Annotated in this window: 24 protein-coding genes and 1 riboswitch; of the genes, 14 read left to right on the forward strand and 10 right to left on the reverse strand. The window is 62.8% G+C overall.

The window, feature by feature from the left end; all coding sequences use genetic code 11:
• Nucleotides 1–266 precede the first annotated feature (266 nt).
• Entirely contained in the window at nt 267–917 is a 651-nt protein-coding gene (locus tag X728_RS149280) for a helix-turn-helix transcriptional regulator (RefSeq protein WP_023681959.1), read from the forward strand.
• Nucleotides 918–925: 8 nt separating this feature from the next.
• Nucleotides 926–1,798 carry a thermonuclease family protein gene (locus tag X728_RS149275; protein ID WP_023831967.1) on the forward strand — a complete coding sequence of 291 codons (873 nt, stop codon included), beginning with the start codon at nt 926–928 and terminating at the stop codon, nt 1,796–1,798.
• Here X728_RS149275 and X728_RS149270 read toward each other — a convergent pair.
• Entirely contained in the window at nt 1,761–3,416 is a 1,656-nt protein-coding gene (locus X728_RS149270; protein WP_023831968.1) for a lysine--tRNA ligase, read from the reverse strand. The two genes, X728_RS149275 and X728_RS149270, sit on opposite strands and share 38 nt — an antisense overlap.
• Nucleotides 3,417–3,572: 156 nt before the next feature.
• Here X728_RS149270 and X728_RS149265 point away from each other — a divergent pair, with 156 nt between their 5' ends.
• Complete coding sequence (locus X728_RS149265; RefSeq protein ID WP_023688697.1) at nt 3,573–3,986, forward strand: tellurite resistance TerB family protein; 414 nt, start codon at nt 3,573–3,575, stop codon at nt 3,984–3,986.
• Nucleotides 3,987–4,070: 84 nt separating this feature from the next.
• On the opposite strand, the gene X728_RS149260 is transcribed toward X728_RS149265, so the two are convergent.
• On the reverse strand, nt 4,071–4,922 hold the full coding sequence (locus tag X728_RS149260; RefSeq protein ID WP_031195622.1) for a transporter substrate-binding domain-containing protein: 852 nt from the start codon (nt 4,920–4,922) through the stop codon (nt 4,071–4,073).
• 261 nt (nt 4,923–5,183) lie between these two features.
• Here X728_RS149260 and X728_RS149255 point away from each other — a divergent pair, with 261 nt between their 5' ends.
• Both X728_RS149255 and X728_RS149250 read left to right on the forward strand, forming a co-directional pair.
• Nucleotides 5,184–5,915, forward strand: coding sequence for a LuxR family transcriptional regulator (locus X728_RS149255; RefSeq protein ID WP_023669621.1), 732 nt, complete (start codon nt 5,184–5,186; stop codon nt 5,913–5,915).
• A 275-nt stretch (nt 5,916–6,190) separates the two neighbouring features.
• Nucleotides 6,191–6,829, forward strand: a complete 639-nt coding sequence (locus tag X728_RS149250) for a GNAT family N-acetyltransferase (RefSeq protein ID WP_023692538.1) — start codon at nt 6,191–6,193, stop codon at nt 6,827–6,829.
• A gap of 199 nt (nt 6,830–7,028) precedes the next feature.
• On the opposite strand, the gene ppk2 is transcribed toward X728_RS149250, so the two are convergent.
• Complete coding sequence (ppk2, locus tag X728_RS149245) at nt 7,029–7,934, reverse strand: polyphosphate kinase 2 (protein ID WP_023831970.1); 906 nt, start codon at nt 7,932–7,934, stop codon at nt 7,029–7,031.
• 101 nt (nt 7,935–8,035) lie between these two features.
• Here ppk2 and X728_RS149240 point away from each other — a divergent pair, with 101 nt between their 5' ends.
• The 3 genes from X728_RS149240 to X728_RS149230 all read left to right on the forward strand — a co-directional run bounded on the left by X728_RS149240 (nt 8,036) and on the right by X728_RS149230 (nt 11,240).
• Complete coding sequence (locus tag X728_RS149240; RefSeq protein ID WP_023831971.1) at nt 8,036–9,301, forward strand: ATP-binding protein; 1,266 nt, start codon at nt 8,036–8,038, stop codon at nt 9,299–9,301.
• Nucleotides 9,302–9,416: 115 nt separating this feature from the next.
• Nucleotides 9,417–10,139 carry a phosphate signaling complex protein PhoU gene (gene phoU, locus X728_RS149235; protein ID WP_023696693.1) on the forward strand — a complete coding sequence of 241 codons (723 nt, stop codon included), beginning with the start codon at nt 9,417–9,419 and terminating at the stop codon, nt 10,137–10,139.
• A gap of 93 nt (nt 10,140–10,232) precedes the next feature.
• Nucleotides 10,233–11,240: a magnesium and cobalt transport protein CorA gene (locus X728_RS149230; protein WP_023692534.1), complete on the forward strand. Its 1,008-nt coding sequence runs from the start codon at nt 10,233–10,235 to the stop codon at nt 11,238–11,240.
• 104 nt (nt 11,241–11,344) lie between these two features.
• On the opposite strand, the gene X728_RS149225 is transcribed toward X728_RS149230, so the two are convergent.
• The gene (locus X728_RS149225; RefSeq protein WP_023669627.1) at nt 11,345–11,863 is read right to left on the reverse strand and encodes a GcrA family cell cycle regulator; all 519 of its coding nucleotides are present in this window, start codon (nt 11,861–11,863) and stop codon (nt 11,345–11,347) included.
• Between the two features lie 358 nt (nt 11,864–12,221).
• Between X728_RS149225 and X728_RS149220 the strand changes: the two genes are divergently transcribed.
• From X728_RS149220 to X728_RS149210, 3 genes are all read left to right on the forward strand, one after another.
• Entirely contained in the window at nt 12,222–13,421 is a 1,200-nt protein-coding gene (locus tag X728_RS149220) for an aspartate aminotransferase family protein (RefSeq protein ID WP_023745297.1), read from the forward strand.
• An 18-nt stretch (nt 13,422–13,439) separates the two neighbouring features.
• Entirely contained in the window at nt 13,440–14,351 is a 912-nt protein-coding gene (gene argF / locus X728_RS149215; RefSeq protein ID WP_023831972.1) for an ornithine carbamoyltransferase, read from the forward strand.
• Between the two features lie 108 nt (nt 14,352–14,459).
• Complete coding sequence (locus X728_RS149210; RefSeq protein ID WP_031195623.1) at nt 14,460–15,491, forward strand: Hsp33 family molecular chaperone; 1,032 nt, start codon at nt 14,460–14,462, stop codon at nt 15,489–15,491.
• 186 nt (nt 15,492–15,677) lie between these two features.
• On the opposite strand, the gene apaG is transcribed toward X728_RS149210, so the two are convergent.
• The gene (gene apaG, locus X728_RS149205) at nt 15,678–16,070 is read right to left on the reverse strand and encodes a Co2+/Mg2+ efflux protein ApaG (RefSeq protein ID WP_023681948.1); all 393 of its coding nucleotides are present in this window, start codon (nt 16,068–16,070) and stop codon (nt 15,678–15,680) included.
• Nucleotides 16,071–16,292: 222 nt separating this feature from the next.
• On the opposite strand from apaG, the gene X728_RS149200 reads away from it, so the two are divergent.
• Nucleotides 16,293–17,444, forward strand: a complete 1,152-nt coding sequence (locus X728_RS149200) for a ceramide glucosyltransferase (RefSeq protein WP_023831973.1) — start codon at nt 16,293–16,295, stop codon at nt 17,442–17,444.
• Nucleotides 17,445–17,455: 11 nt separating this feature from the next.
• Here X728_RS149200 and X728_RS149195 read toward each other — a convergent pair whose 3' ends face one another.
• Entirely contained in the window at nt 17,456–18,646 is a 1,191-nt protein-coding gene (locus X728_RS149195; protein ID WP_023669633.1) for an O-succinylhomoserine sulfhydrylase, read from the reverse strand.
• Nucleotides 18,647–18,703: 57 nt separating this feature from the next.
• Nucleotides 18,704–18,781, reverse strand: a riboswitch (SAM riboswitch).
• 140 nt (nt 18,782–18,921) lie between these two features.
• Between X728_RS149195 and X728_RS149190 the strand changes: the two genes are divergently transcribed.
• Together X728_RS149190 and X728_RS149185 are read left to right on the forward strand one after the other, a co-directional pair.
• The gene (locus X728_RS149190) at nt 18,922–20,016 is read left to right on the forward strand and encodes a 2'-deoxycytidine 5'-triphosphate deaminase (RefSeq protein ID WP_023669634.1); all 1,095 of its coding nucleotides are present in this window, start codon (nt 18,922–18,924) and stop codon (nt 20,014–20,016) included.
• 101 nt (nt 20,017–20,117) lie between these two features.
• Nucleotides 20,118–20,888, forward strand: coding sequence for an ABC transporter substrate-binding protein (locus X728_RS149185; protein WP_023669635.1), 771 nt, complete (start codon nt 20,118–20,120; stop codon nt 20,886–20,888).
• Between the two features lie 17 nt (nt 20,889–20,905).
• On the opposite strand, the gene X728_RS149180 is transcribed toward X728_RS149185, so the two are convergent.
• The 4 genes from X728_RS149180 to mmsA form a co-directional block, all read right to left on the reverse strand.
• Nucleotides 20,906–21,355 (reverse strand): hypothetical protein, encoded by a 450-nt coding sequence (locus tag X728_RS149180; RefSeq protein WP_031195624.1) that lies wholly within the window; start codon nt 21,353–21,355, stop codon nt 20,906–20,908.
• Between the two features lie 25 nt (nt 21,356–21,380).
• Entirely contained in the window at nt 21,381–22,376 is a 996-nt protein-coding gene (gene araD1, locus X728_RS149175; protein ID WP_023669636.1) for an AraD1 family protein, read from the reverse strand.
• Between the two features lie 202 nt (nt 22,377–22,578).
• On the reverse strand, nt 22,579–23,865 hold the full coding sequence (gene mmsB / locus X728_RS149170) for a multiple monosaccharide ABC transporter permease (protein ID WP_023669637.1): 1,287 nt from the start codon (nt 23,863–23,865) through the stop codon (nt 22,579–22,581).
• The gene (gene mmsA, locus X728_RS149165) at nt 23,862–25,394 is read right to left on the reverse strand and encodes a multiple monosaccharide ABC transporter ATP-binding protein (RefSeq protein WP_031195625.1); all 1,533 of its coding nucleotides are present in this window, start codon (nt 25,392–25,394) and stop codon (nt 23,862–23,864) included. The genes mmsB and mmsA overlap by 4 nt, the downstream gene beginning before the upstream one ends.
• Between the last annotated feature and the right edge of the window lie 49 nt (nt 25,395–25,443).

Here is a 25,443-nt window from a genome sequence, read left to right on the forward strand (position 1 = left end):
ATGCGCCAAATCAAAATGCTACAGCGTCCTTGGCGCGTCCAACAGTACGCTTGCCCGCTCCGTTCAACCGCGACCGCCGACCTAGGCCGAGCGGGGTTTCATGAGCTCCGACCAGGGATTGCGCAGCCTTGCCAAGGCAGTTTGAGGCATCCATGACGACTTCGCCGCACACAGCTTTTTAGGGGATCGGGCCGCGCGCCGGTGGACAATCGGATGACCGCGCGTTAGAAGGAAAAGGTATTTTTTCCTGTTTTGAGGAGAGCGAATTGCTCTCGCATGACCGAGTTTGGGCAGCCATCGACGCTCTCGCTGAGCGCTATTCGTTGTCGGCCTCCGGCCTGGCCCGGCGAGCCGGTCTGGACTCCACCGCTTTCAACAAATCGAAGCGGCTGTCCTCGGATGGACGGCCGCGCTGGCCGTCGACCGAATCGCTGGCGAAGATCATCGAGGCGACCGGCGCCTCGCTCGACGAATTCACCGGGCTGGTCGAAGGCCGTGCCAAGGCCGCTTCGGGCTCGGTAGCCGCGCAGCGTTCGGCGGTGCCGCTGCTCGGCTTTGCCCAGGCCGGCGCCGGCGGCTTCTTCGATGATGCCGGCTATCCCTCAGGCCAGGGCTGGGACCTTGTCGAGCTTCCGGCACGGGCGACCGAAACCTCTTATGCGTTGAAGGTGCAGGGCGATTCCATGCTGCCGCTGTACCGCAATGGCGATGTGCTGATCGTCGAGCCGGGCGCCGCTACCCGCAAGGGCGACCGCGTCGTCGTCAAGACCAATGCCGGCGAAGTCATGGCCAAGGTGCTCGACCGCCAGACGACGAAATCGATCGTGCTGATTTCGCTCAACCCCGACCACCCGGACCGCGACATCGCGATGCGCGATGTCGAATGGGTGGCGCGGATCGTCTGGGCAAGCCAGTAGGTCTCGCGGTGCGTCTGCTTCAAATCCTCATAGCCCTCCTGGCGATCCCGGTGATGGTCGCCATTGTCGTCGCCGGCGGTCGCGCGCTGCATCGCGAAAGCACGGCCATCACCGTCGACCAGATCGACCCGGACACCGAGGCCGTGCCCGAGGAGCCGGCGACGTCGGCGATCCCCGAGGTCCGGCCCGTCAAGCCTCCGATGCACTCGCCTCAGGTGCATTCGAGGGCGATCGATCCCGAGGCCATCGCTCCGCCGCCGCTGCCGGTAGAAGAACTTGAACGGGTTGAGCCACGCGCGCCGCTGAGCGACCTGGCGCTGGCCGGGCCGCCCAAGCCGCGTGGGCGCAGAGCGGTCGACGACTGGGGAGGAACAAAACTGTTCCAGCCGGTCGCGGCCGCCGCCGGCCTGATCGAAGCCAATGGTTATTCCGTGACGGTCTCCGGCATCGACATCGTCAGGCAAGACGAGACCTGCACCGAGGGCGGCAAGTCCTGGGCTTGCGGTATCAGGGCGCGCACCGCGTTCCGGTCTTTCCTGCGCGGCCGGGCCGTTGCCTGCAAGGTGCCGCCGGAGGCCGACCGTGCGCTGATCGCCGCCGAATGCCGCATCGGCAAGCTGGATGTCGGCCAGTGGCTGGTCGAAAACGGCTGGGCGCGCGCCACGGCAGGCGGCCCCTATGTCGAAGCGGGCGACAAGGCGCGCGCCGCCAAGAAGGGCGTCTTCGGTGCCGCGCCCGATCTTGGCGGCCTGCCACCGGCGCCAACGCCGGTTGCGGCACCGACGGCGTCGCAACCGATCCTCGATGCCCCGGCGATGGACACGCCGCCGGCCGGGACGGAAATTACGCCGCCAGCTGACCAGCCAGCGCCCGCTCAATGAGCGCGCGGGTTTCGGCGATGCCGTAGAGGGCTGCGAACGAACCGAAGCGCGGTCCGCGTTCCTGGCCGATCAGCACCTGGTAGATCATCTGGAAGAAAGCGCCCGAGACACCAGGGCCGCCGTCCGGGCTCTTCTTCGAATGGTCCTGATAGCGTTCGATCTTGCGCGCCACGTTGAGCGAAGCGTTCTGGATCGCTTCGCCGTCGGCGCCGGCCGGCAGGCCAGCAAGCGCGTTGCCAAGCGCTTCCAGCGCCACGCGTTCGACATCGTCGGCCGGCCGGAAGGTCTTCGTCGGCTTCACGAAATCGTCGAAGTAGCGGATGGCGAAACCGACCAGCTGGTCGAGTTCGGGATGCGTCGCCGGCGTCACGCCAGATGCATGGCGCGAGATGAAGCCCCACAGCACATCCTTGTTTTGCGCGTTGGAGGCGCTGACCAGGTTGAGCAGCAGCGAGAACGGCACCGGCATGTCGATGGAAGGCGGCTTGCCGTCATGCATGTGCCAGACCGGATTGCCCAGCNCCAGCCGCTCCTTCCAGTCCTGGCGCGGATAGGCGTTGAGGAAGGTGTAGTACTCGTCGACGGCGCGTGGGATGACGTCGAAATAGAGCTTTTTCGCCTGCCTTGGCCGCTGGTACATATAGAGGCCGAGGCTTTCGGTCGGCGCGTAGCGCAGCCATTCGTCGATGGTCAGCCCGTTGCCCTTCGACTTCGAGATCTTCTGGCCGTTCTCGTCGAGGAACAATTCGTAGACGAAATGCTCCGGCGCGCGTCCGCCGAGAATGTTGCAGATGCGGTCGTAGATCACCGCATTGGTCTGGTGGTCCTTGCCGAACATTTCGAAATCGACGGCGAGCGCTGCCCAGCGCATGCCGAAATCCGGCTTCCACTGCAGCTTGACCTTGCCGCCGGTCACCGAAAGCGTGGTCTCGGTGCCTTCATCGTCGAAGGTGATGGTGCCGGCCTTGGCGTCGACATGCTTCATCGGCACGTAGAGCACGCGCCCGCTCTTCGGCGAGATAGGCAGGAACGGGCTGTAGGTCGCCTGGCGCTCGGGTCCCAGTGTCGGCAGCATCACCGCCATGATCTGGTCGTAGCGCTCGGCTGCGCGCACAAGCATCGCATCGAAGCGGCCGGCCTTGTAGTACTGCGTCGCGCTGGCGAATTCGTAGTCGAAGCCGAACGTGTCGAGGAAGCGGCACAACATCGCGTTGTTGTGGTCGCCAAAGCTCGGATAGTCGCCGCCGAACGGATTGGGCACCGCCGACAGCGGCATATGCAGATAGGGCTCGAGGGCTGCGCGATCCGGCACATTGTCGGGGATTTTGCGCATGCCGTCCATATCGTCGGAGAAGCAGAGCAGCTTGGTCTTGACCTTGTTCCCGGTCAGCACGTGAAAGGCATGGCGCACCATCGAGGTGCGCGCGACCTCGCCGAACGTCCCGATATGCGGCAGGCCCGACGGGCCGTAGCCGGTCTCGAACAGGATGATCTCCGGGAAGTCGCCGCCCTTGTAGCGCTCGATGATCTTTTTGGCTTCCTCGAACGGCCAAGCCTTGCTTTCGGCGGCTGCCGCAAGCATTTCGGGGTTGAGATCGGCGATGTTTGATCCCGTCATGTCAAAGTTCCAGTCATGGCCGGCTTTCGCGGCTGGTAAGATTTTTCAACCGGGTCTCTAGGCGCGACAGGGCGGAGCGTCAACGATATCAGGCGTTTTCGTTGCGACGGCGCCGTAGCGTCCCTACCTTCGACCCTCACTATCAAGGAGTCTTGAATGCCGTTGCCGTCCACCCATGAAGCCCTGATCTACCTGATGGTCATCACCTCGGCTTCCGATCGCGACATGACCGATATCGAACTGGCGCGCATCGGCGACGTCGTCCGCAGCTGGCCGGTGTTCGAGGATTTCAAGCAGGACAGGCTGATCGCCATTGCGCAGGACTGCCAGAAGATGCTGCATGAAAAGGATGGGTTGGAAGGCGTGCTCGAGCGTGTCGCCGAGACTTTGCCCGAACGGCTGCACGACACCGCCTATGCCGCGGCCTTCGAGGTTGCCGCGGTCGATCTCGAAATGCGCATGGAGGAATTGCGGGTGCTGCAGTTGATCCGGCGTGAACTCGATCTCGACACGCTGACTGCCGCGGCCATCGCGCGCGGGGCGAAGGCCCGCCTGCGCACGCTGACCTGATCCAGCCCCTAGAGGAAGCTGACCGGGACCGGATCAGAAAAAGCTGACCGGGAACCGGATCAGAAGAAACGACCTGGAACCGGATCAGAAGAAACTGACCGGGAAATAGCGGAGGTAGAATTCGGCGAAGGTGCCTTTCACCGATATCTCCTGCAGCGCGTAGTCCATGGCTGCGGCCAGCGCTGGGTCGCTGGCCCGGGTGGCAATGGTCATGCCGGAGCCCAGATATTCCGGCGCCAGGTAAGGGCCACCGGCGAAGCGGCAGCAACCGGCGGCGTCCGTGCCGCCCAGCCAGAAGGAAAAGCGCATGCCGTCGCCGAAGGCGGCATCGATCTTGGCGCTCTTCAAGTCGCTGTAGAGGTCTTCCGGCCGGTCGAATCGGATGATCTGCACGGTGCCGAAATAGTCGCGCAGCATCTTTTCATGCGCCGAGCCGGCCAGCACGCCGACCCGCTTCGAGCGCAATTTGTCGAGGATCGGCTCGGCGAAGGCCTTGGTCTTCGGCATGATGAAGCGCGCCGGAAACTGTAGATAGGAGCGCGAAAAGCTGTACTTCGCCCGCGTCTCCGGCGTAGCGGCGATGCCGGCGATGATCGCCTCGCCTTCGCCCTTCTGCAACGCGTCGTCGAGTTCGGCCCAGGGCAGCGCCTGGATCTGGCATTTGTCGGCGATGTCGAGTTCGGCGCAAATCGCCCGCGCCAGGTCGATGTGGAAGCCGGACAATCGGCCCGTGCCGTCGAGAAAGTTGAAGGGCGGGAAATCGGTTGTGGTGAGGAACCTGAGCCTTGGCAGCGCCGAAAGGTCCGGTTTCGGCAGCCGCTCCTTGGCATCCCAAAGCACCGGTACCTGCGGTTCCGCGGCTCGCGCAGCGCCGGCAAACGGCTGCACTCCCATCAGCATCGACAGTAAGGCGATGGCTATCCAGCGAGGTGTCACGAAAAAACTCCGCCCGTCTTGGCCGTTGGCTTGTGATACGAAAACGGCGCAGGCACAATTGTTTTTGATTTCAACGGGCAAATTTCGGGTTATGCTTTGGTGAGGTTGCAAATAGCCGCACAGAGTCGGCCCGAGGTTGGCGGTCGCTGGCGTTAGAAAAGCTAAGGATGTGGCTATGCAATCCGGGGTTGATGGCGAAGTGCGGGTCAGGCACGTAGCATCGGTCTCAAGAGCGGTAGGCAACATGGGGTAGATGTTGCGATGGGTTATTTTGACCGGACACTTGAATATATTGACCGGGTGCAGCGTGCCGACACGTCGGCTGCGGTGTGCGAGCAGCTACTTAGTGTCACCTCGAATTTCGGATTGACGGCCCTGATAGCCGCAACGGTGCCGCAGCCCGGTACACCAAGCAGCCAGACGAAGGACCATGTGCTGCTCTGCGATTGGCCTAGCGAATGGCTGGAGCGTTACTTATCGCGCAACTACGTCGACCACGATCCGGTCGTCAGCCATTTGAAGCAGTTTCGGGCGCCATTCCAATGGCGCGATGCCGTTCAAAGCATGCCCGCCGACAAGAGCAGCGCCGAGGTAATGCGCGACGCCCGCCAGTTCAAGCTGCGTGACGGCCTCGCCTTCCCGCTGATCACGCTCGAAGGCCAGATCGCGCTGGTCTCGCTGGGCGGTGAGGCGGTCGAACTGTCCGAAGCCGAATTCGCAATGGTCTCGCTGGCCTCCACCTATGCCATCGGCCGCGCCATGCAGCTTCAAACGACGGCCGGCAAATCTATCGATCACATTGAATTGACGCCGCGCGAGCGCGAATGCCTGCAATGGGCGGCGGTCGGAAAATCCGAGTGGGAGATTTCGCAGATCCTCGGCATCTCGGAGCATACCTCTGAGAAACACCTTCTCAACGCCAAGAGCAAACTAGGCGCCGCCAACCGTGTGCAGGCAGTCGCCGAAGCAGTCAGGCACGGCTATATCAGCTAGGCCGGTTCTGGCGGCCCGAAATTTATGGCCGCATTGTTGGCGTCATATCTTCAGAAAAGACCGGCCCCTGTCGTCCTCTTGAGACGGCTAATGCTTTCTTAACGCCAAAAGCAGACTCGGCGTCGCCAACAGGGTGCACGCCATCGCGGAGGCGTTTAGACGCAGCTATATTAGCCATGTCGGCTGTGGCAGCCTGGAAATCCTTGCCAACACCTTCGCGCAATTTTTTCGGGAAAGCCCGGCCGTATCTTCCTCTTAAGCCCAGGAGACGGCTAATGCTATTTTCCCTTACCACTCAACAACTGATGGAACGTCCCGACCTATGGGAGGCCGTCCATCGCCTGCGTTACAAGGTCTTCGTCGATGAGATGCGGTGGACCGATCTCGATCGCCCGGACGGCCTCGAAATCGATCAATTCGACCATGATGAGGCCGAACACCACCTGGTCATCCGCAATGGCGAGCTTGCAGGCTATCATCGGATGCTGCCGACCACACGGCCGCATCTCCTTAGCGATGTGATGCCGGAACTCTGCGAGGGAAAGCGCCCTTCGGGACCGAATGTCTGGGAGCTAACCCGTTACGCGGTGGCGCCAGGCTTTCGCGATGGCAAGCGCGGCGTGTCTACGGTCGGCACCGAACTGATCGCCGGCTTCGTCGAATGGGGCCTTGCTCGCAATGTCGATCAGGTCATTATCGAGGTCGAGCCGGTGTGGGTGCTGCGGACGCTGCAGTTGCACTTCCTGGCGACGCCGCTCGGTTACCAGCGCACCTATGGCAACCAGCAGGTCGTCGCCACACTGCTGACCTTCAACGAGCATACGCTGGATGTCGTGCGTTCGCGCCGCAACCATCACGCCCCGGTGTTGGTCAGGGGCACCCCCCACATGCTCGGCATGCGGCAGGCGTCGTGAGACTGTCTTCACCCGACGCGCTTTAATGCATGTCGCTCAAAGTGGCCCCGGTTTTGAGAGAACGACATGCATGAAACAAAGACCTAAAGCGCGTCGCGTGAATCCGTTCAAATGCGACGCGCTTTAGACAATGGCCACAGAGCCCACCTCCGTGTGGGGGTGGGCTCTGTAATTTCAGCCTCTGCATCGAGGCCAGTCTCTACTTCTCGAGAAACGACGGCCCGTCGCCGACGATCTTCTTATCTTCCTTGCCGATGGCGTCGAGATCGCGCCCATCATAGGGCAGTGACAACAGGATGCGCCGCATGACGGCCAGCCGCGAGCGTCGCTTGTCATTGGCCCGCACGATGATCCAGGGCGCGAACTGTTTGTGCGTGCGCTCGACCATCTGGTCGCGCGCCTTGGTGTAGTCGTCCCATTTGGTAATGCCGGCAATATCGATCGGCGAGAACTTCCAGTTCTTCAGCGGAGACCAGCGGCGGTCGTGAAACCGTTCGAGCTGGGTTTCGCGGCCGATGTTGAGCCAGAATTTGAAGAAATAGATGCCGTCGTTGGAGATCATCCGCTCGAAATGCGGCGTCTCGTCGAGGAATTTTGCATGCTGTTCCGGTGTGCAGAAGCCCATCACCGGCTCGACGCCGCCGCGGTTGTACCAGGACCGGTCGAAGGTGACGAATTCGCCCGATGTCGGGAAATGGGCGACGTAGCGCTGGTAGTACCATTGCCCGACTTCGGTTGGGGTCGGCTTGGTCAGCGCCACATTGCGCGCGGTTCGAGGATTGAGATACTGGCGCAGCACCGAGATGGTGCCGCCCTTGCCGGCGGCATCGCGCCCCTCGAACAGCGACATCACTCTGCTGCCGGTCGCCCGGAGCCAGGCCTGCGCCTTGACCAGTTCGATCTGCAGCCGCTCCAGCGTCTCGTCATACTCCTCGCTCTTCATTTTCTTGTCGTAGGGGTAGTCGCCTGCGGTCAGTTTGTGGTCCTCGATCCAGCTGGGAAGCTCAGGGTTTTCGATGTCGAACTCCCGCTCCTTGCCGTCCACCTTGATCTTCAGCGGCCCCTTTGCCGGCTCTGCGGCGGGACTTTCCTTGGCTTTTTTCATCGAGACGAACCTTTCCAGCTTGCGGACTCATGCTATGGGGGGCCTCAAACTCGGTCCAGCGGAAGTTTCGGAGGGACCGGCGCAGAAGCACGGAAAGCACGATGGCTGACACCGGGGCAGAGCGGACAACCACGGGGCAGGCCGTCGCCGGCCGGCTGTGGAACAGCCGATGGCTGCTGGCCGCCGGTGCGATCGCTATCCTGGCCGTTTATGGGTTTGCCGGTATCTCCGCCTATGTCGTCCTGGCTGCGTTGACGGTGCTGCTGGCCGCCGCGCTTCTGCCAACCGGTGGCGCCAGCCGGTCTGCTGAGACCATTACCACGGTCGAGGCGAGCGGGCTGCAGCGGCTTTCCGGCGAATATCTTGCGGCTGCCGTTGCCGATCCGCTGATCATCTTCGACCGCACCGCCACCATCGTCCACGCCAATGCCGCCGCCTTTGCCGCCTTTGTCGGTATCGCGCCCGGCCTGTCGCTGTCGCTAAAATTCCGCGCGCCGGAAATGCAGGCCTTGCTGGACGGCGTGCTGTCGGGAACCGTCGCCTCCGATGCCGTCGACTACACCGAGAAGCTGCCGGTGGAACGGGCCTACCGGGTCAGCGCGTCCTCGGTCGGCCACGCCACCGATCTCTATGTGCTGGTATTCAAGGACCAGAGTGAGACGCGCCGCATCGACCGCATGCGCGCTGACTTCATAGCCAATGCCAGCCACGAGTTGCGCACCCCGCTTGCTTCAATCTCGGGCTTCATCGAGACGTTGCGCGGCCCGGCCCGCAACGATCCGGCGGCGCGCGAGCAGTTCCTGCAGATCATGCAGAACCAGACCGGCCGCATGGCGCGCCTCATCGACGATCTCCTGTCGCTGTCGAGGCTTGAAATGAAGCCTTACCTGAGGCCGGGAACCGAGGTCGATCTGCGCCAGACCATCGACAGCGTCATCGATTCACTAGGCCCGCTCGCCAGCGAGAACGGCGTCGTCATCGAACGCGACTACGCCGAAGGGCCGCTCGACGTGCCCGGAGACCGCGACGAGCTGTTCCAGGTGTTCGAGAATCTCTTGGAAAACGCCTGCAAATACGGCCAGCCTGGCGGACGCGTCACGGTGTCGATCGCGCGGGGCGAGGCCGGCCCGGAACCGGGCATCGATGTAACCATCAGGGACTACGGCCCGGGCATCCCGGAAGAGCACATACCGCGCATTACCGAGCGCTTCTATCGCGTCGACGTGGAGAGCAGCCGCACGCAGAAAGGCACCGGTCTTGGCCTGTCCATCGTCAAGCATATTCTGACGCGCCACAACGCCCGGCTTTCGATCAAGTCGGAGGTTGGCAAGGGCGCGGCGTTCACGGTCCATTTGCCGGCAGGCTGAGGCGGTACTATCTGCTAACTGCCTGTTTCTTCTTTCTGTCATCCGGCTAGCGTATCAGCACAGGGGTCGAGGAAACGACTCAAAAGGCCAAAGATTTAAGGAAGGCATTTCGCCCATGCAGTCCGTACACATTGTCAGCGCCTATGACGAAGAGCTGAAATACCTGGCGAAGCGCATCGCTGCGATGGGCGGCCATGCCGAGCGCATGGTCGAGCAGGCGATCCAGGCGCTGGTCAATGCCGATCCCGGCCTCGCCCAGAAGGTCATTCGTGACGACATCGTGCTTGACGATGGCCAGCGCGAAATCGACGACAAAGCCATCGTCATCATCGCCAAGCGCCAGCCCATGGCGACGGATCTGCGCGAGATCGTCGGCGCCATCCGCATTTCGGCCGACCTCGAACGGGTCGGTGACCTCGCCAAGAACGTCGCCAAGCGTGTGGTCAGCGTCATTGACGGCCGCCAGCCGACCAGCCTGTTTCGCGGCCTCGAGGCGCTTGCCGAACTCGCTTTGACCCAGCTCAAGGAAGTGCTCGACGTCTATGCCTCGCGCTCGGTCGAGAAAATAGGCTTCGTTCGCGACCGCGACGACCAGATCGACGCCATGTACACCTCGCTGTTTCGCGAGCTTTTGACCTACATGATGGAAGATCCGCGCAACATCACGCCGTGCACGCATCTGCTGTTTTGCGCCAAGAACATCGAGCGCATCGGCGACCACGCCACCAACATTGCCGAGACGATCTACTACATCGTCACCGGCGAGCAGTTGCCGGCCGAGCGTCCCAAGGGCGACAAGACCGACAAGGTTGCCCTGCCGGTGCTGCCGGTGAAGTGATCGCGCCCCTCGAACGCTTAATCATATTGCGCTAAACTGCCCGGATGTTAGCGTCTCGGTTCCTGGCCAAGGCCAGGCGCTCAGGAGGCTGCGATGGAATATGTCCGAGAGTTCAAGCCGGCGCCGGCATCGTCCGGCATCATCGCGTCGAGCGTCTACACCGCCGGCAAGCGCATCGCCGACATACCGATCGAGGAAGCCGGCGAATGGGCCAAGAAGTCGGGCCATGTCGTCTGGATCGGGCTGCTCGAACCCGACCGCGAGCTTCTGCTGCGCGTCAAGGCGCAATTTCATCTGCACGAACTGGCGATCGAAGACGCCGAACATCCGCACCAGCGGCCGAAGATCGAGCAATATGGCGATGCACTGTTCATCGTTGCCCGCACTGCACAGCTGATCGACGGACGCGTCACCTTCGGCGAGACGCATCTGTTCGTCGGCTCAGGCTATATCGTCAGCGTCAGGCATGGTCCCTCGACCTCATACGCCGCCGTGCGCCAGCACTGGGAAAGCTGTCCGCACTCACTGGCCAAGGGCGAGGATTTCGTCCTCTACGCCATCCTCGACTTCATCGTCGACAACTACATGCCGGTGCTAGAGCAGATCGAGGACGAGGTCGAGGCGATCGAGGACAGGGTGCTGCTGAAGCCGATGACCGGTCCCGACATCGAGCGGCTCTATATGCTGCGCCGCGATCTGTTGCGCCTGCGCAATGCGGCGCTGCCGCTGGTCGAGGTCTGCCGCCGGCTGACCAGCGCCGAACTGCCGCAGATCCATACCGCAATGCATCCGCTGTTTCGCGATGTCACCGACCATATCCGGACCGTGCAGGAAAAGATCGACAGCCTGCGCGAGGTTCTGGCGTTCGCTTTCGAAGCCAGCCTGCTGGTCGGCCAGAGCCAGGAAACCGCGAACACCAAGAAGCTGGCCTCATGGGCGGCGATCCTGGCGGTGCCGACGGCGCTCGCCGGCATTTACGGCATGAATTTCGACGACATGCCGGAACTGAAGATGCAATACGGCTATCCCGTCGTATTGGTCTCGATCGCGCTGATCTGCTCGTTTTTGTATTGGCGATTTCGGAAGAGTGGGTGGCTGTGATGGTAGGCAGTAGGCAGTAGGCAGTAGGCAGTAGGCAGAATAAGGTAGCGCCTCACGAGCGCTACCCCATTCCCTACTGCCCAGTCCCCAATCCCTATTCCTAACTACCGGCTCCTGCGCCGCTCTGAAGCCGGCTGGAACGCCACCCTTGCGTGGTACTTGCAGTAAGGTCCGGTTTCAGCCGCCTCGTTGCCGCAGAAGTTGAAGTCTTCCGATAGCGGATCGCCATTCGGCCATTTGCAGGTGCGCTCGGTGAGATCGGTGAGCTGCAGATGCCGCGAGATCGGCACGACGACGTTTTCGACCGGGCGGATGTAGTGGCGCGCCACCGGCTCGGCGTCGAACTGCGCCTGCAGTGCGTTCGCCCCGATCGAAGTCGTGACATGGCGCTGCGTGGTTGCGGCGCGAGGCACCGATTTCTGGATCGAAGATCCCTGCGTTGTCTTCTTCTGACGCGCCGGCGTCGCGGTCGAGCGTCCGCGGCCCGACAGCTTCAGCCGGTGCACCTTGCCGATGACCGCGTTGCGGCTGACCCCGCCGAGTTGTGCGGCGATCTGGCTTGCGCTCAAGCCCTCCGACCACAGTTTCCTGAGAAGTTCGACCCGCTCGTCAGTCCAGTTCATGAGACCGCGCTCCTGCTATGTGTGCGGCAGCCGGAATCCGTTCCCGACCCGGCAATCTTTGCCGGGGCAGACACCACATATATTAGGTGATTAGGTCCGCCGCACGAAATCTAGTTATTTCCCGACTACAATTACCTCATGTGTTGACTCGGTGACAAGAGTCCCAGGTGCAACACGAATCGGTTTTTTAGGTTTTCCCCAACTTGCCCGGTCGCTTATGAGCCGGCGTCTCGTCGGGAGCTGGCCACGCGCCTCTGCACGACGTTTTCGTTGACTTCATGGCCGAAAAACACGATAAGCCGCAAAGGCCGCCGCTTTGGCGGCTTTTTTGATTTTTCCGGTACCGGAGACGCATATAATGAGCGGTTCGGCGCTTTACGAGACCTTTGCCCGCGCCCCTTTGGCCTTCGATCATGGCGAAGGCACCTGGCTGGTTACCGACAAGGGCGAGCGATATCTCGATTTCGCTGGCGGCATCGCGGTCAATTCGTTGGGCCACAGCCATCCGCATCTGGTCTCGGCGCTGACCGAACAGGCGGCCAAGCTCTGGCACGTCTCCAATCTCTACGAGATCCCGGGGCAGGCCCGGCTCGGCGAGCGGCTGGCTGACGCCACCTTCGCCGACAAGGTGTTCTTCACCAATTCCGGCGCCGAGGCGCTCGAATGCGCGATCAAGACGGCGCGGCGCTACCAGTTCGTCAAGGGCCATCCCGAGCGCTTCCGGGTCATTACCTTCGAAGGCGCCTTCCACGGCCGCACGCTGGCGACCATCGCCGCCGGCGGCCAGTACAAATATCTCGAAGGCTTCGGCCCCAAGGTCGAAGGCTTCGACCAGGTCGGCTTCGACGACATCGACGCCGCCGAGAAGGCGATCACACCAGAGACCGCCGCGATCCTGATCGAACCGGTACAGGGCGAGGGCGGCATCCGCCCGGTGCCGACGCAATCCTTGAAGCGGCTGCGGCAGCTCTGCGACCAGCATGGCCTGCTGCTGATCTTCGATGAGGTCCAGTGCGGTATCGGTCGCACCGGAAAGCTGTTCGCGCATGAATGGACCGGCGTGACGCCCGACATCATGGCGATTGCCAAGGGCATTGGCGGCGGCTTCCCGATGGGCGCGTGCCTCGCCACCGACGACGCTGTCGTCGGCATGACGGCAGGCGTGCATGGCACCACTTTCGGCGGCAATCCGCTGGCCATGGCGGTCGGCAACGCTGTGCTCGACGTCGTGCTGGAAGACGGCTTCCTCGAAGACGTCCAGCGCAAGGCATTGCTGATGAAGCAGGGCCTGGCGGCGGTCGCCGACGAATTTCCTGATGTCATCGAAGGCATCAGGGGCAGCGGCCTGATGCTTGGCCTGAAATGCGCCATGCCCAACACCAAGGTCAACATGGCGCTGCGCGACCAGCATCTGCTGGCGGTGCCGGCAGGCGACAACGTCATTCGTCTGCTGCCGCCGCTGACCGTCACCGACGCCGAGATCGGCGAAGCGCTCGATCGCATCCGCGCCGGCGCCAAGGGCCTGACCGACGCCATCGCCGCGGCCGCCTCGAAGTAATCCCGAGAGCCATTCCCGATGAGCCTTCGCCATTTCACCGATCTTTCCGCCGTTTCCGAAGGCGATCTGCGCCTGATGCTGGACGATGCGGTGGTGCGCAAGGCGCGCCTCAAGGCCGGCGAACGGACCAAACCGCTCGAAGGCAAGGTGCTGGCCATGATCTTCGACAAGCCGTCGACGCGCACGCGCGTGTCCTTCGACGTCGGCATGCGACAGCTCGGCGGCGAGACCATCATGCTGACCGGGACCGAAATGCAGCTCGGCCGCTCCGAGACCATTGCCGACACCGCCAAGGTGCTGTCGCGCTATGTCGACGCCATCATGATCCGCACCACGTCGCATGAGCGGCTGCTCGAGCTGACCGAGAATGCCACGATTCCGGTCATCAACGGGCTGACCGACGACACCCATCCCTGTCAGCTGATGGCCGACATCATGACCTTCGAGGAGCATCGCGGTCCGGTTGCCGGCAAGACCATCGCCTGGACCGGCGACGGCAACAACGTGCTGCATTCGCTGCTCGAGGCCTCGGCGCGGTTCCGCTTCAACCTGAACGTCGCAGTGCCGGAAGGCAGCGAGCCGGCGCAGAAGCACATCGACTGGTCGAAGACCAATGGCGGCAAGCTGCACTTCACCCGCTCGCCCGAAGAGGCCGTCGACCAGGCCGACTGCATCGTCACCGACTGCTGGGTGTCGATGGGCCAGGAACACCGCGCCCGCGGCCATAATGTCTTCTCGCCCTATCAGGTCAATGCGGCGCTGATGGCCAGGGCCAAGCCCGACACCCTGTTCATGCACTGCCTGCCGGCGCATCGTGGCGAGGAAGTGACCGACGAGGTCATCGACGGTCCGCATTCGGTGGTCTTCGACGAAGCCGAGAACCGGCTCCACGCCCAGAAGGCGGTTTTGGCCTGGTGTCTGGGCGCTTGATCTCCAGGCGCTTGATCTCCAAGCGCTTGATCCGGGGCGGCGCGATGCCTATTTGCGCCCCATCACGCAAATCAAGCGCGTTTGGACGCATGCACCCCTCCGGGCCGCATGGCCGCGCCCTGGAGCTTTGTCATGTTGGAAACGCATCAAGTGACTGAACATCACCCCAAACTCGGCGAGTTCGGCTATGCCGGCGACGATCATGTCGTACCCTTCGAGGTCGGCCCGCTCGACGTGCGCGGCCGCACCGTGCAACTCGGGCCGATGCTCGACGCCATCCTCAACCGTCACGACTATCCCGAGCCGGTCGCCCGCCTGCTCGCGGAAGCCTGTGTGCTGACGGTGCTGCTCGGCACCTCGCTCAAATTCGAAGGCAAGTTCATCTTGCAGACCCGCACCGACGGCCCGGTCGACATGCTGGTCGCGGATTTCTCCACGCCTTCGGCATTGCGCGCCTATGCGCGTTTCGACGCCGACCGGCTGGAGGCCCTGGTGGCCGCAGGCCAGACCTCGCAGCAGACGCTGCTGGGCAGCGGCGTTTTGGCGCTGACCATCGACCAGGGCGCGCACACGCAGCGCTATCAGGGCATCGTCCAGCTCGACGGCGAGACGCTGGAGGACGCCGCGCGCACCTATTTCCGCCAGTCGGAGCAGATCCCGACCGACCTCAGGCTGTCGGTGGCCAAGCTTCTGACGCCAGGTCCCGGCGGCGCTCGTGAGCAGTGGCGCGCCGGCGGCATCCTGGCGCAGTTCCTGCCGCAGTCACCCGAGCGCATGCGCGTGCCCGACATTTCGGGCGGCGACGGCGATCCGCGTGACGTGACGCAGGAGCCGGCCGACAATTCGTGGCGCGAGCTGGTGGCGCTGCTCGGCACCATCGAGCCGACCGAGCTGATCGACCCGACCATCGGCGCCGAGCGGCTGCTCTACAGGCTGTTCCACGAACATGGCGTGCGCGTCTTCGGCGGCGTGCCGGTCGCCGACCAATGTTCCTGCTCAAGGGACAAGATACGCGGCATCCTCGAGGGGTTTTCCGCGCAGGAGATCAAGGACAGCACCGAAGATGGCGGCATCCACGTCGCCTGCGAGTTCTGCTCGAAGCAGTACGACTTCGACCCGGCGGAGTTTGCAACTCAGTAGCATCTCTTCCTTCTCCCCGTTCACGGGGAGAAGGTGCCCGAAGGGCGGATGAGGGGCAGCGCGAACTTTGGTGAATGGCCGCGCATAGCCTACGTCATGTGCGTGGAAGATAACCTCATGAGTCCGGCGGCGCCCCTCGTTGCACTGCCGGGCATTCCTCCCCGTATAGAGATGGGGAGAAAACCCCTAATTCACCGTCCGCCGCGTCCCCGGCAGATCCAGCGAAAACGCGGGAATAGCGACGTCGAACGTCTCGCCCTTTTTGTTGCGCATGGTGTAGTGGCCGACCATGAAGCCGGAGGGCGTCGAGAGCGGGCAGCCTGACGTGTATTGATAGCTGTCGCCGGGATTGAGCTCAGGCTGGTCGCCGACCACGCCGGCGCCGCGCACTTCCTCGATCCGGCCGCTGCCGTCGGTGATGTGCCAGTAACGCGACATAAGCTGCACGAAATCGTCCGACTGGTTGTCGATCGTCACCTGGTAGCCCCAGACATAACGGTTCTCCGCCGGGTCCGAGCGGTCCTCCAGGTAGAACGGTCTGACCTGCACTTCGATGTTGCGCGTGACGGCGCGATACATGGGCTGCTCCGGTTGCGCGGCAAGGAACATTTGTCGCGCTATGCGGTTTGATACGCGCACAACGGCATGTCCTGCCAGCCTCAAAGCGGAGGTGCCGACAAACAATGTCATTTAAGTGACACATGACAATGTTGGTGTGCGCAAACCTTGCCGGCGACTCAAGGCCCATCTGTCGACTGACAAAGCAGCCGCGAGCGGCCTTTCCGGAGTGACCAGATCTCGATGGAACCAGCTCTCACAGCCGCCTTCGCCTCCTCCGCTTTGCTTCTTTCCAATCTCGCCAGCATCCTGCTTGCTTCGTCGAAACTGCAAGCGCGCCGTCTCATCCCCCCGCCGTCCAACGAGCAGCCACCGGTCTCGATCGTCGTGCCGTCGCGCGGCGTGGAGCCGTTCACACAAGAGACGCTGCAGCGAGCCTTCTCGCTCGACTGGCCGCGCTACGAACTGATCTTCTGCGTCGCTCACGCCGACGATCCCGTCGTCAAACTGATAAACAGGGCGATCGTCCTGTTTCCCAACGTGCCGGCCCGGCTGCTGATCGGCGACGACCGCGTCAGCAGCAACCCGAAGCTCAACAACTGCGTCAAGGGCTGGGAAGCGGCGCGCAATCATTGGGTTATTCTGGCGGATTCCAACGTGCTGATGCCTAGGGATTACGTCCAGCACCTGATGGCGGCCTGGCGGACCAATACCGGGCTTATCTGCTCGACGCCGATCGGCTCGCGGCCGGAAGGCTTCTGGGCCGAGGTCGAATGCGCGTTCCTCAACACGCTGCAGGCGCGCTGGCAATATGCCGGCGAGGCGCTTGGCCTCGGCTTTGCCCAGGGCAAGAGCATGCTGTGGAACAAGCCGATGCTCGATACCAATGGCGGTATCCGCGCGCTGGCCGCCGAGATCGCCGAGGATGCTGCTGCAACCAAGCTGGTCAACGGACTGGGCCTGCGCGTCAATCTCGTTGCCTCGCCTTTCGAGCAACCACTGGGGCAGCGCCGACTTGCCGACATCTGGTCGCGTCAGGCGCGCTGGGCGCGGTTGCGCCGCGTCACTTTCCCGCTGTTTTTCGCACCCGAGATCCTGACCGGCGTCGCCGTGCCGTTGGCGTTGGCGCTGGTGGCGGCAGCAAGTGCCGGCATCAGCCTGCCGGCCACGGTGTTGGCCGTGCTGGCGGCGGCCTACATTCCCGAATGCGCGCTGGCCGCGGCCAAGGGCTGGCATCTGTCGCTGCGCATGGTCCCGGCGATGATGGTCCGCGACATGATGCTTCCCGCCATCTGGGCGCGCGGCTGGCTGAGCGGCGCCGTCGATTGGCGCGGCAACACCATGATCATCGGCACCAAGACGGCCGAGCTGGAAGAGGCTTCGTCGGGAGCGTGACGCCTCGCGGCCTACCCGGCTGCCTTCAGCGCCTGCGCAACGTCCTCCAGCAGATCGTCCGTATCCTCAAGACCGACCGACAGCCTGAGCGTTCCCGGCCCGATGCCAAGCTCGGCGCGAGCTTCGTCGCTGAGGTTCTTGTGCGTGGTGGTCGCCGGATGGGTGATCAGGCTCTTGGCGTCGCCGAGATTGTTGGAGATCAGCACGATGTCGAGCGCGTTCTGCAAGGCGAAGGCCGCCTGCTTGCCGCCCTTCACGTCGAGGCAGATCAGCGTCGATCCGCCCGTCATCTGCTTCTTGACGATGTCGGCCTGCGGGTGGTCGGCGCGGCCGGGATAGATGACGCGGGCGATTTCCGGCCGTCCTGCCAGGAAATCCGCGATCTTGGCCGCGCTTTCCGTCTGCTGGCGCACCCGAACCGGCAGCGTCTCCAGGCCCTTGAGCAGCGTCCAGGCGTTGAACGGCGACAGGCTCGGGCCGGTGTGGCGGAAATAGTCGTGCAAATTCTCGTCGATCCATTTCTTGTCCGACAGGATGATGCCGCCGAGACAGCGTCCCTGGCCGTCAATGTGCTTGGTCGCGGAGTAGACGACGATATGGGCGCCGAGCTGCAAGGGCTTCTGCTGCAAGGGCGTGGCAAAGACATTGTCGACGATCAGCCTGGCGCCGATCGAGGTGGCGAGCGCCGCCACCGCTGCGATGTCGACCACTTCCAGCGTCGGATTGGTCGGGCTTTCCAGGAAGAACAGTTTCGTGTTCGGCCGCACCGCCTTTTCCCAGTTGGCGATGTCGGTGCCGTCGACCAGCGTTGCCTCGATGCCGTATTTCGGCGCCAGCGTCTCCACCACCCAGCGGCAGGAGCCGAACAGCGCGCGCGCCGCAACGATATGGTCGCCGGCCTTGGCGCTGCACAGGAGCGCTGCCGTCACCGCAGCCATGCCGGACGCCGTGGCGCGCGCATCTTCGGCACCCTCCAGCGCGCACATGCGCTTTTCGAACATGTCGACGGTAGGGTTGGCATAGCGCGAATAGATGAAGCCCGGCTCCTCGCCCTTGAAACGGGCCTCGGCAGCCTGCGCCGTCTCGTAGACATAGCCTTGGGTGAGGTACATCGCTTCGGACGTCTCGCCGAACTGGGAACGCAGCGTTCCCCCGTGCACGAGTGCGGTCTGAGGTTTCCAGTTACGCTTCTTGGTGCTCATCGCTTTTGTTCCAGACACAAAAAAACCGGCCGCGAAAGTCGCAACCGGTCCATATGGCCTTGCGGCCCGACGGTCCTTTAGCGACTTGTTTAACGTGGCTGCAAGCCGACCGGCCAAATCACCACGGGATAACGACCCTTTAGACCTCACCTGCGCTTGCGTCAATTGCCGGCTTCATTAAGAGGTTTGTACCAGGCAGGTTCCGCAATAATATCCAGCGGTTTTGCGGCAAGAACCTGCCACAAAGAGACCGACCTTGGAGCGGAGCCAGCCTTTTGCGGCAGACAGGCATTCTTCCCGATCAGGACATTTCCGCGCTGTTTCAGTCCGGCGCGCTGAAGTCGCCGCGCGCGCTCGATGTCGACCAGGTGCAGCCGGCGAGCCTCGATCTCAGGCTCGGCGACAAGGCTTTTCGCGTGCGCGCCTCCTTCCTGCCGGGTCCCGATCATCTGGTGGCCGACAAGCTTCACCGGCTGAAATTGCATGAGTTCAGTCTCGCCGAGGGCGCGGTGCTGGAAACCGGCTGCGTCTACATCGTGCCGCTGCTCGAACGCCTGGCGCTGCCCGCAAACGTGTCGGCCTCGGCCAACCCGAAGAGCTCGACCGGCCGGCTCGACATCTTCACCCGGGTGATGACCGATCGCGGCCATGAGTTCGACAAGATCGCCCCCGGCTATCACGGGCCGCTTTATCTCGAAGTCAGTCCGCGCACCTTCCCGATCGTCGTACGCGCCGGATCGAGGCTGTCGCAGATCCGCTTTCGCACCGGCAACGCGCTGTTGTCGGAGGCAGAACTGAACGAATTGCACCGCGCCGAGATGCTGGTGGCGACCGAGCCGCCCAACATTTCCGGCGGCGGCATTGCGCTGTCGATCGATCTTGACGGCGACCAGAACGGCCTGGTCGGCTATCGCGGCAAGCATCACACCGGCTTGGTCGATGTCGACAAGCGCGCCGCCCAGGATGCCGTCGATTTCTGGGAGCCGCTCTATAAGAGCGGCGCCGGCGAACTGGTGCTCGACCCGGACGAGTTCTACATCCTGGTCAGCCGCGAAGCCGTGCACGTGCCGCCGCTCTACGCCGCCGAGATGACGCCCTTCGATCCGCTGGTTGGCGAATTCCGTGTTCACTATGCCGGCTTCTTCGATCCGGGCTTCGGCCATTCGGCCTCAGGCGGCACCGGCAGCCGGGCGGTGCTCGAAGTGCGCAGCCACGAAGTGCCGTTCATCCTCGACCACGGCCAGATCGTCGGCCGGCTGGTCTACGAACACATGCTGAAGCGGCCGCAGGCGCTTTACGGCACCGATCTCGGCTCGAATTACCAGGCGCAAGGCCTCAAGCTCTCCAAGCATTTCCGCCCCGCCGGCTGAACCTTCGATCACCGTCAGGCAAAATACTTGCCTGCGCTGCCTCACCATGCTTGGCTGCCTTTCGGTGGCCGGCAAGAGAACGGCGCGCAAGGGGAACCAAAATGCAGATTTCAAGATGGATCATATCGGCAGCGGGCGCTGCCATGCTGGTGATATCGGCCGGCTCGCTGGCTGAGGCGCAGGAGAAATTGAAGATCGGCACCGAGGGCGCTTATCCGCCCTTCAACACCATCACCGCGGACGGCAAGATCGAGGGCTTCGACATCGACATTGCCAATGCGCTGTGTGCGCAGATGAAGGTCGAGTGCGAGATCGTCACCCAGGACTGGGACGGCATCATCCCGGCGCTGCAGGCGAAAAAGTTCGACGCCATCATCGCCTCGATGAGCATCACCGAGGAGCGCAAGAAACAGGTCGCCTTCACCAACAAATACTACACGACGCCGCTGGCGCTGGTGGCGCCCAAGGACAGCGACCTCACTTCCACCGAACCGGCAGCCCTTGCCGGCAAGACGGTGGGCGCGCAGGCCTCGACCACCCAGGCCGACTATGCGCAGGACGCCTATGGCAAGGCCGGCGCCGAGGCGAAACTCTACCCCACCCAGGAAGAGGCGATCACCGACTTGCAGAACGGCCGTCTCGACGCCGTCATCTCCGACAAGTTCGTGCTGATGGACTGGCTGAAGAAGGCGAGCGAAGGCTGCTGCAAGCTTGTCGGCGACGTCAAGGGCACCGAGACGCAAGCCGGCATCGCTGTCCGCCTGGAAGACACGGCGCTACGCGACAAGCTGAATGCGGCGATAGACGCCATCGTCGCCGACGGCACTTACAAGAAGATCCAGGCCAAGTATTTCGATTTCGATATTTATTGACTTCCGGCCCGCCGGAGTCAGCCGCGAAAGAGATACTCTTTCGCGGCGCCAAGGCAGGCATGAAAATGGCCGATAAACAGCAGTTCGCGTGCGGCCAAACGTTTCCTGCCCCAAAAGCCTTCGGTCAGTTTGACCTCGTCGAGCGAAGCGTTTGAGCCGCGCTTCAACGGGAACAACTGCTTGTCGAGGCAACCGAGGACATGGGCCTTGGCGGAGTCGATGCCGCAGACCTTGCCATTGTTGTTCAGCCTGTCGGTGCGAAGCGCTGATGTCATGTGATCCGTGTTGCGCATCAGAAAGCTCACCTGGGCTTTCGAATAGCCGGTTGCCAGAAGACGGCTCGTCATCGCCAAACGGGCTTCACGATAGGACTTCGGGCTGCACTGGCCGGCGCTAAAGGCCACCGACGGTTGGGTCAGGAACAGGGCCACGCCCGTGAACACAATGACAAGCCGCATTCCGTTCATTCCGGCTCCCAAATGTGATGCTGCCTCAAAGCGCCTTCACCGCCACCTTCACCGGCTGCTCGATCTCCAGCGGGTTGCGCAGCGGCAGGCCGAAATCCCCGGCCTCGATCTCGAACACGTCGCCGGCCTGAGTCTTGATGCCGTCGGCAAAGGACAGCGTCGCCGTGCCGAACATGTGCACATGCACGTCGCCCGGCTGGCGGAAGGCCGAATATTTGAAGTGATGATGTTCGAGATTGGCGATTGTGTGCGACATGTTCGCTTCGCCCGACAGGAACGGCTTTTCCCACAGCAAATTGCTGTCGCGATAGATTCGCGATGAGCCCCTGACGTCGGCCGGCAGGTCGCCGATCAGGATTTCCGGCCCGAACGAGGCGTTGCGCAGTTTGGAATGTGCCAGGAACAGATAGTTCACCCGCTCGGTAACATGATCGGAAAACTCGTTCGACAGCGTGAAGCCGACGCGGAACGGCGCGCCGTCGTCGCCGATGACATAGATGCCGGCGATTTCCGGCTCCTCGCCGGCGTCCTGCGCAAAGGCCGGCGACATCAGTGCGGCGCCCGGCGCCACCGCCATGGTGCCGTTGCCCTTGTAGAACCATTCCGGCTGCACGCCGGTCTGGCCCTTGGCCGGCTTGCCGCCTTCGAGCCCCATGCGGAACATCTTCATGGAATCGGTAAGCTGCTCCTCGCCGCCATCGCTGAGCTTCTTGTGCATGGAATCGCGCGTCGCCGCCGAGCCGAGATGGGTCAGGCCGGTGCCGGTCAGATGCAGATGCGCAGGATCGGGATGGTTGATCGGCGACACCAGCCGGCCCTTCTTGTAGACGGCGTCGAGGTCTATCGCTTCACCGAACCCCTTGCGCTCGATCAGCGCGGCGAGGCCCGTTCCGGTGCGCGCGGCTTCCATGGCCAGCGAATAGACGCTGCGGGCGCCGTTGATGATCCTGGTCTTGCCGCCGCCATTGCGGGCGACGACGCGGATGGTCTCGGCGTCGTCGAGGATCTGGGAGATCAGCATGATGAAATCCTCTCTCATGTGCCTTGGCCGGGTTGCCCCTTGGCAAACCTTGACCTGCGCGGCTCGGACCTCGCCGCGCCACGGGTTGAACTCTTCGTCCGGATTGCGCTCGCGAGCTCCATCCCTCGGGGGACTTCTTATGCCGACAACTTGCCGGCTGCGCCGCGACCGTATGCCTCCTGCTTGCCTCGCCTGAAGCTTGTCAGGCCTTGTTCTTGTTGTAGACGTCGAAGATCACGGCGCCGAGCAGCACCAGGCCTTTGACCACCTGCTGCCAGTCGACATTGACGCCCATGATCGACATGCCGTTGTTCATCACGCCCATGATGAAGCCGCCGACGACCGCCCCGATGACCTGGCCGACGCCGCCCATCGCCGAGGCGCCGCCGATGAACACGGCGGCGATGACGTCGAGCTCCGAGCCGAGACCCGCCGCCGGGACCGCCTGGCCCAGACGAGCCGCGATGATCAGGCCGCCAAGCGCCGACAGCACGCCCATATTGATGAACACCATCAGCGTCAGCCGCTCGGTGTTGATGCCCGACAGCTGCGCCGCCTTGGGATTGCCGCCCATGGCGTAGATGCGCCTCCCGATGGTCATGCGCTTGGTGACGAAGACGAACAGCGTGATCAGCACGCCCATGACCAGCAGCACCACGGGCAGGCCGCGGTAGCTGGCAAACTCATAGACCAGGAACAGCGCCAGCGCGCTGGCGACCAGCGTCTTGACGACGAACAGGGTGAAGGGCTCGGCCTCATAACCATGGCGTTCTCGTTTGCGCCGGGTGCGGACCCCGAAATAGGCATAGGCGAGCACGGCGATCAGCCCCAGCACGACCGTCGTCATGTGCAGGGTCACGCCGCTGCCCATGATGGTCTTGCCGGCTGCGTTCACGACCGGCGGGACGAGCGTCAGTGGGCCGATCACATCCGGGATGAAGCCGGAACTGAGCATCTTGAAGTCGTCGGGAAGCGGACCCACCGACGAGCCGCCGCCAAGCAACGCCTGGCAAATGCCGCGGAAGATCAGCATTCCGGCCAGCGTGACAATGAAGCTCGGTATCCGGTGATAGGCGATCCAATACCCTTGCGCGGCGCCGATCAGGCCACCCGCGACCAGGCAGACGATCGAAACCACCAGGGGATTGCTCAGCGGTCCGAGTTGCCAGATGACCATCATGTTTGCCGCCAGCGCGCCAATGAAACCGGCGACCGATCCGACGCTGAGGTCGATATAGCCCGATACGATCACCAGCAGCATGCCCAGCGCCATCACGATGATGAAGGAGTTCTGCTGCACCAGATTGCTGAGGTTGACCGGCTTGAACAACGTCCCCGACGTGGTGAACTGGAAGAACAGCATGATGACGATCAGGGCTATGATCAGTCCGTATTCGCGTAAATTCGTCGCCAGCGCCGAGACGGCGATGCGCGGGCGCTGTTCGTCGGCGACGTTGCCCTGCGGGGCGGGGGCGCTTTCGGTGCTCATGCTGCTTTTCCTTCTCCCCGGACGATGGCGCGCATTATCTTTTCCTGGCTTGCTTCCGCCGCCGGCATTTCGCCCACCATGCGCCCTTCGTTCATGACGTAGATGCGGTCGGTAATCCCCAGCAATTCCGGCATTTCCGACGAGATGACCACGATCGCCTTACCCTCCGAGGCAAGGCGCGCGATGATCGTGTAGATTTCATACTTGGCGCCGACATCGATGCCGCGTGTCGGCTCGTCGAGGATCAGCACGTCAGGGTCGGCAAACAACCATTTCGACAGCACCACCTTCTGCTGGTTGCCGCCGGAAAGATTGCCGGTCATCTGATAGACGCTGGACGCTCGGATATTGGTCTTCTTGCGATAGTCGTTGGCGACCGCAAGTTCGCGCATGTCGTCGATCACGCTGTGGCGCGATACGCCGTCGAGATTGGCCAGCGTAATGTTATGCTTGATATGGTCGATGAGGTTGAGGCCGTAGGTCTTGCGGTCCTCGGTGACATAGGCGATGCCGTGTTGGACCGCCTTGCTTACCGACGAGACATCGACCGGCTTGCCCTTGAGCAGCACTTCGCCGGTGATGCGGCGGCCATAGGAGCGGCCGAACAGGCTCATGGCGAATTCGGTGCGGCCGGCGCCCATCAGCCCGGCGATGCCGACCACCTCGCCCTTGCGCACATTGATGTCGATGCCCTTGATCACCTGCCGCTCGGCATGGAGCGGGTGATAGACCGACCAGTTCTTCACCTCGAACACGACTTCGCCGATCTTGGGCTCGCGCGGCGGATAGCGGTCGTCTAGCGAACGGCCGACCATCGAGGTGATGATGCGGTCTTCGGAGATATCCTTCTTGGCCAGCGTCTCGATGGTGCGCCCGTCACGGATGACGGTTACCTTGTCGGCGACCCGGTTGATCTCGTTGAGCTTGTGCGAGATCAGGATCGAGGTCATGCCTTGCCGCTTGAATTCGAGCAGAAGATCGAGCAGCGCCTGGCTGTCTCTCTCGCTGAGCGACGCGGTCGGCTCATCGAGGATTAAAAGCTTGACGTCCTTGCTCAGCGCCTTGGCGATCTCGACCAGCTGCTGCTTGCCGACGCCGATATTGGTGATCAGTGTCTTGGGGTCCTCCTTGAGGCCCACCTTCTTCAACAGGGCAGCGGTGCGCGCCTCGTTGGCATCCCAGTCGATGACGCCGTATCGGGCGTTTTCGTTGCCGAGGAAGATATTTTCGGTGATCGACAGCATCGGCACCAGCGCTAGCTCCTGGTGGATGATGACGATGCCCTTGTGTTCGCTGTCATGGATACCTTTGAACTGGCATTCCTGACCCTGAAAAATGATCTGGCCGTCATAGGTGCCGGCGGGATAGACGCCCGACAGAACCTTCATCAGCGTCGACTTGCCGGCGCCGTTCTCGCCAACCACGGCGTGGATCTCGCCTTCTTCGACGCTGAGGTTGACGTTCGACAGCGCCTTCACGCCGGGGAACGTCTTGGTGATGTCGCGCATCTCCAAAATCGTCGTCATCAGGGCAAGCTCCTCCTGTTGCATGTCGCTCCAAAGTGCTTGCGGTTTGAGG

It is taken from the genome of Mesorhizobium sp. L103C119B0 (assembly GCF_000502235.1).
In the GTDB taxonomy this organism is placed as follows: domain Bacteria; phylum Pseudomonadota; class Alphaproteobacteria; order Rhizobiales; family Rhizobiaceae; genus Mesorhizobium.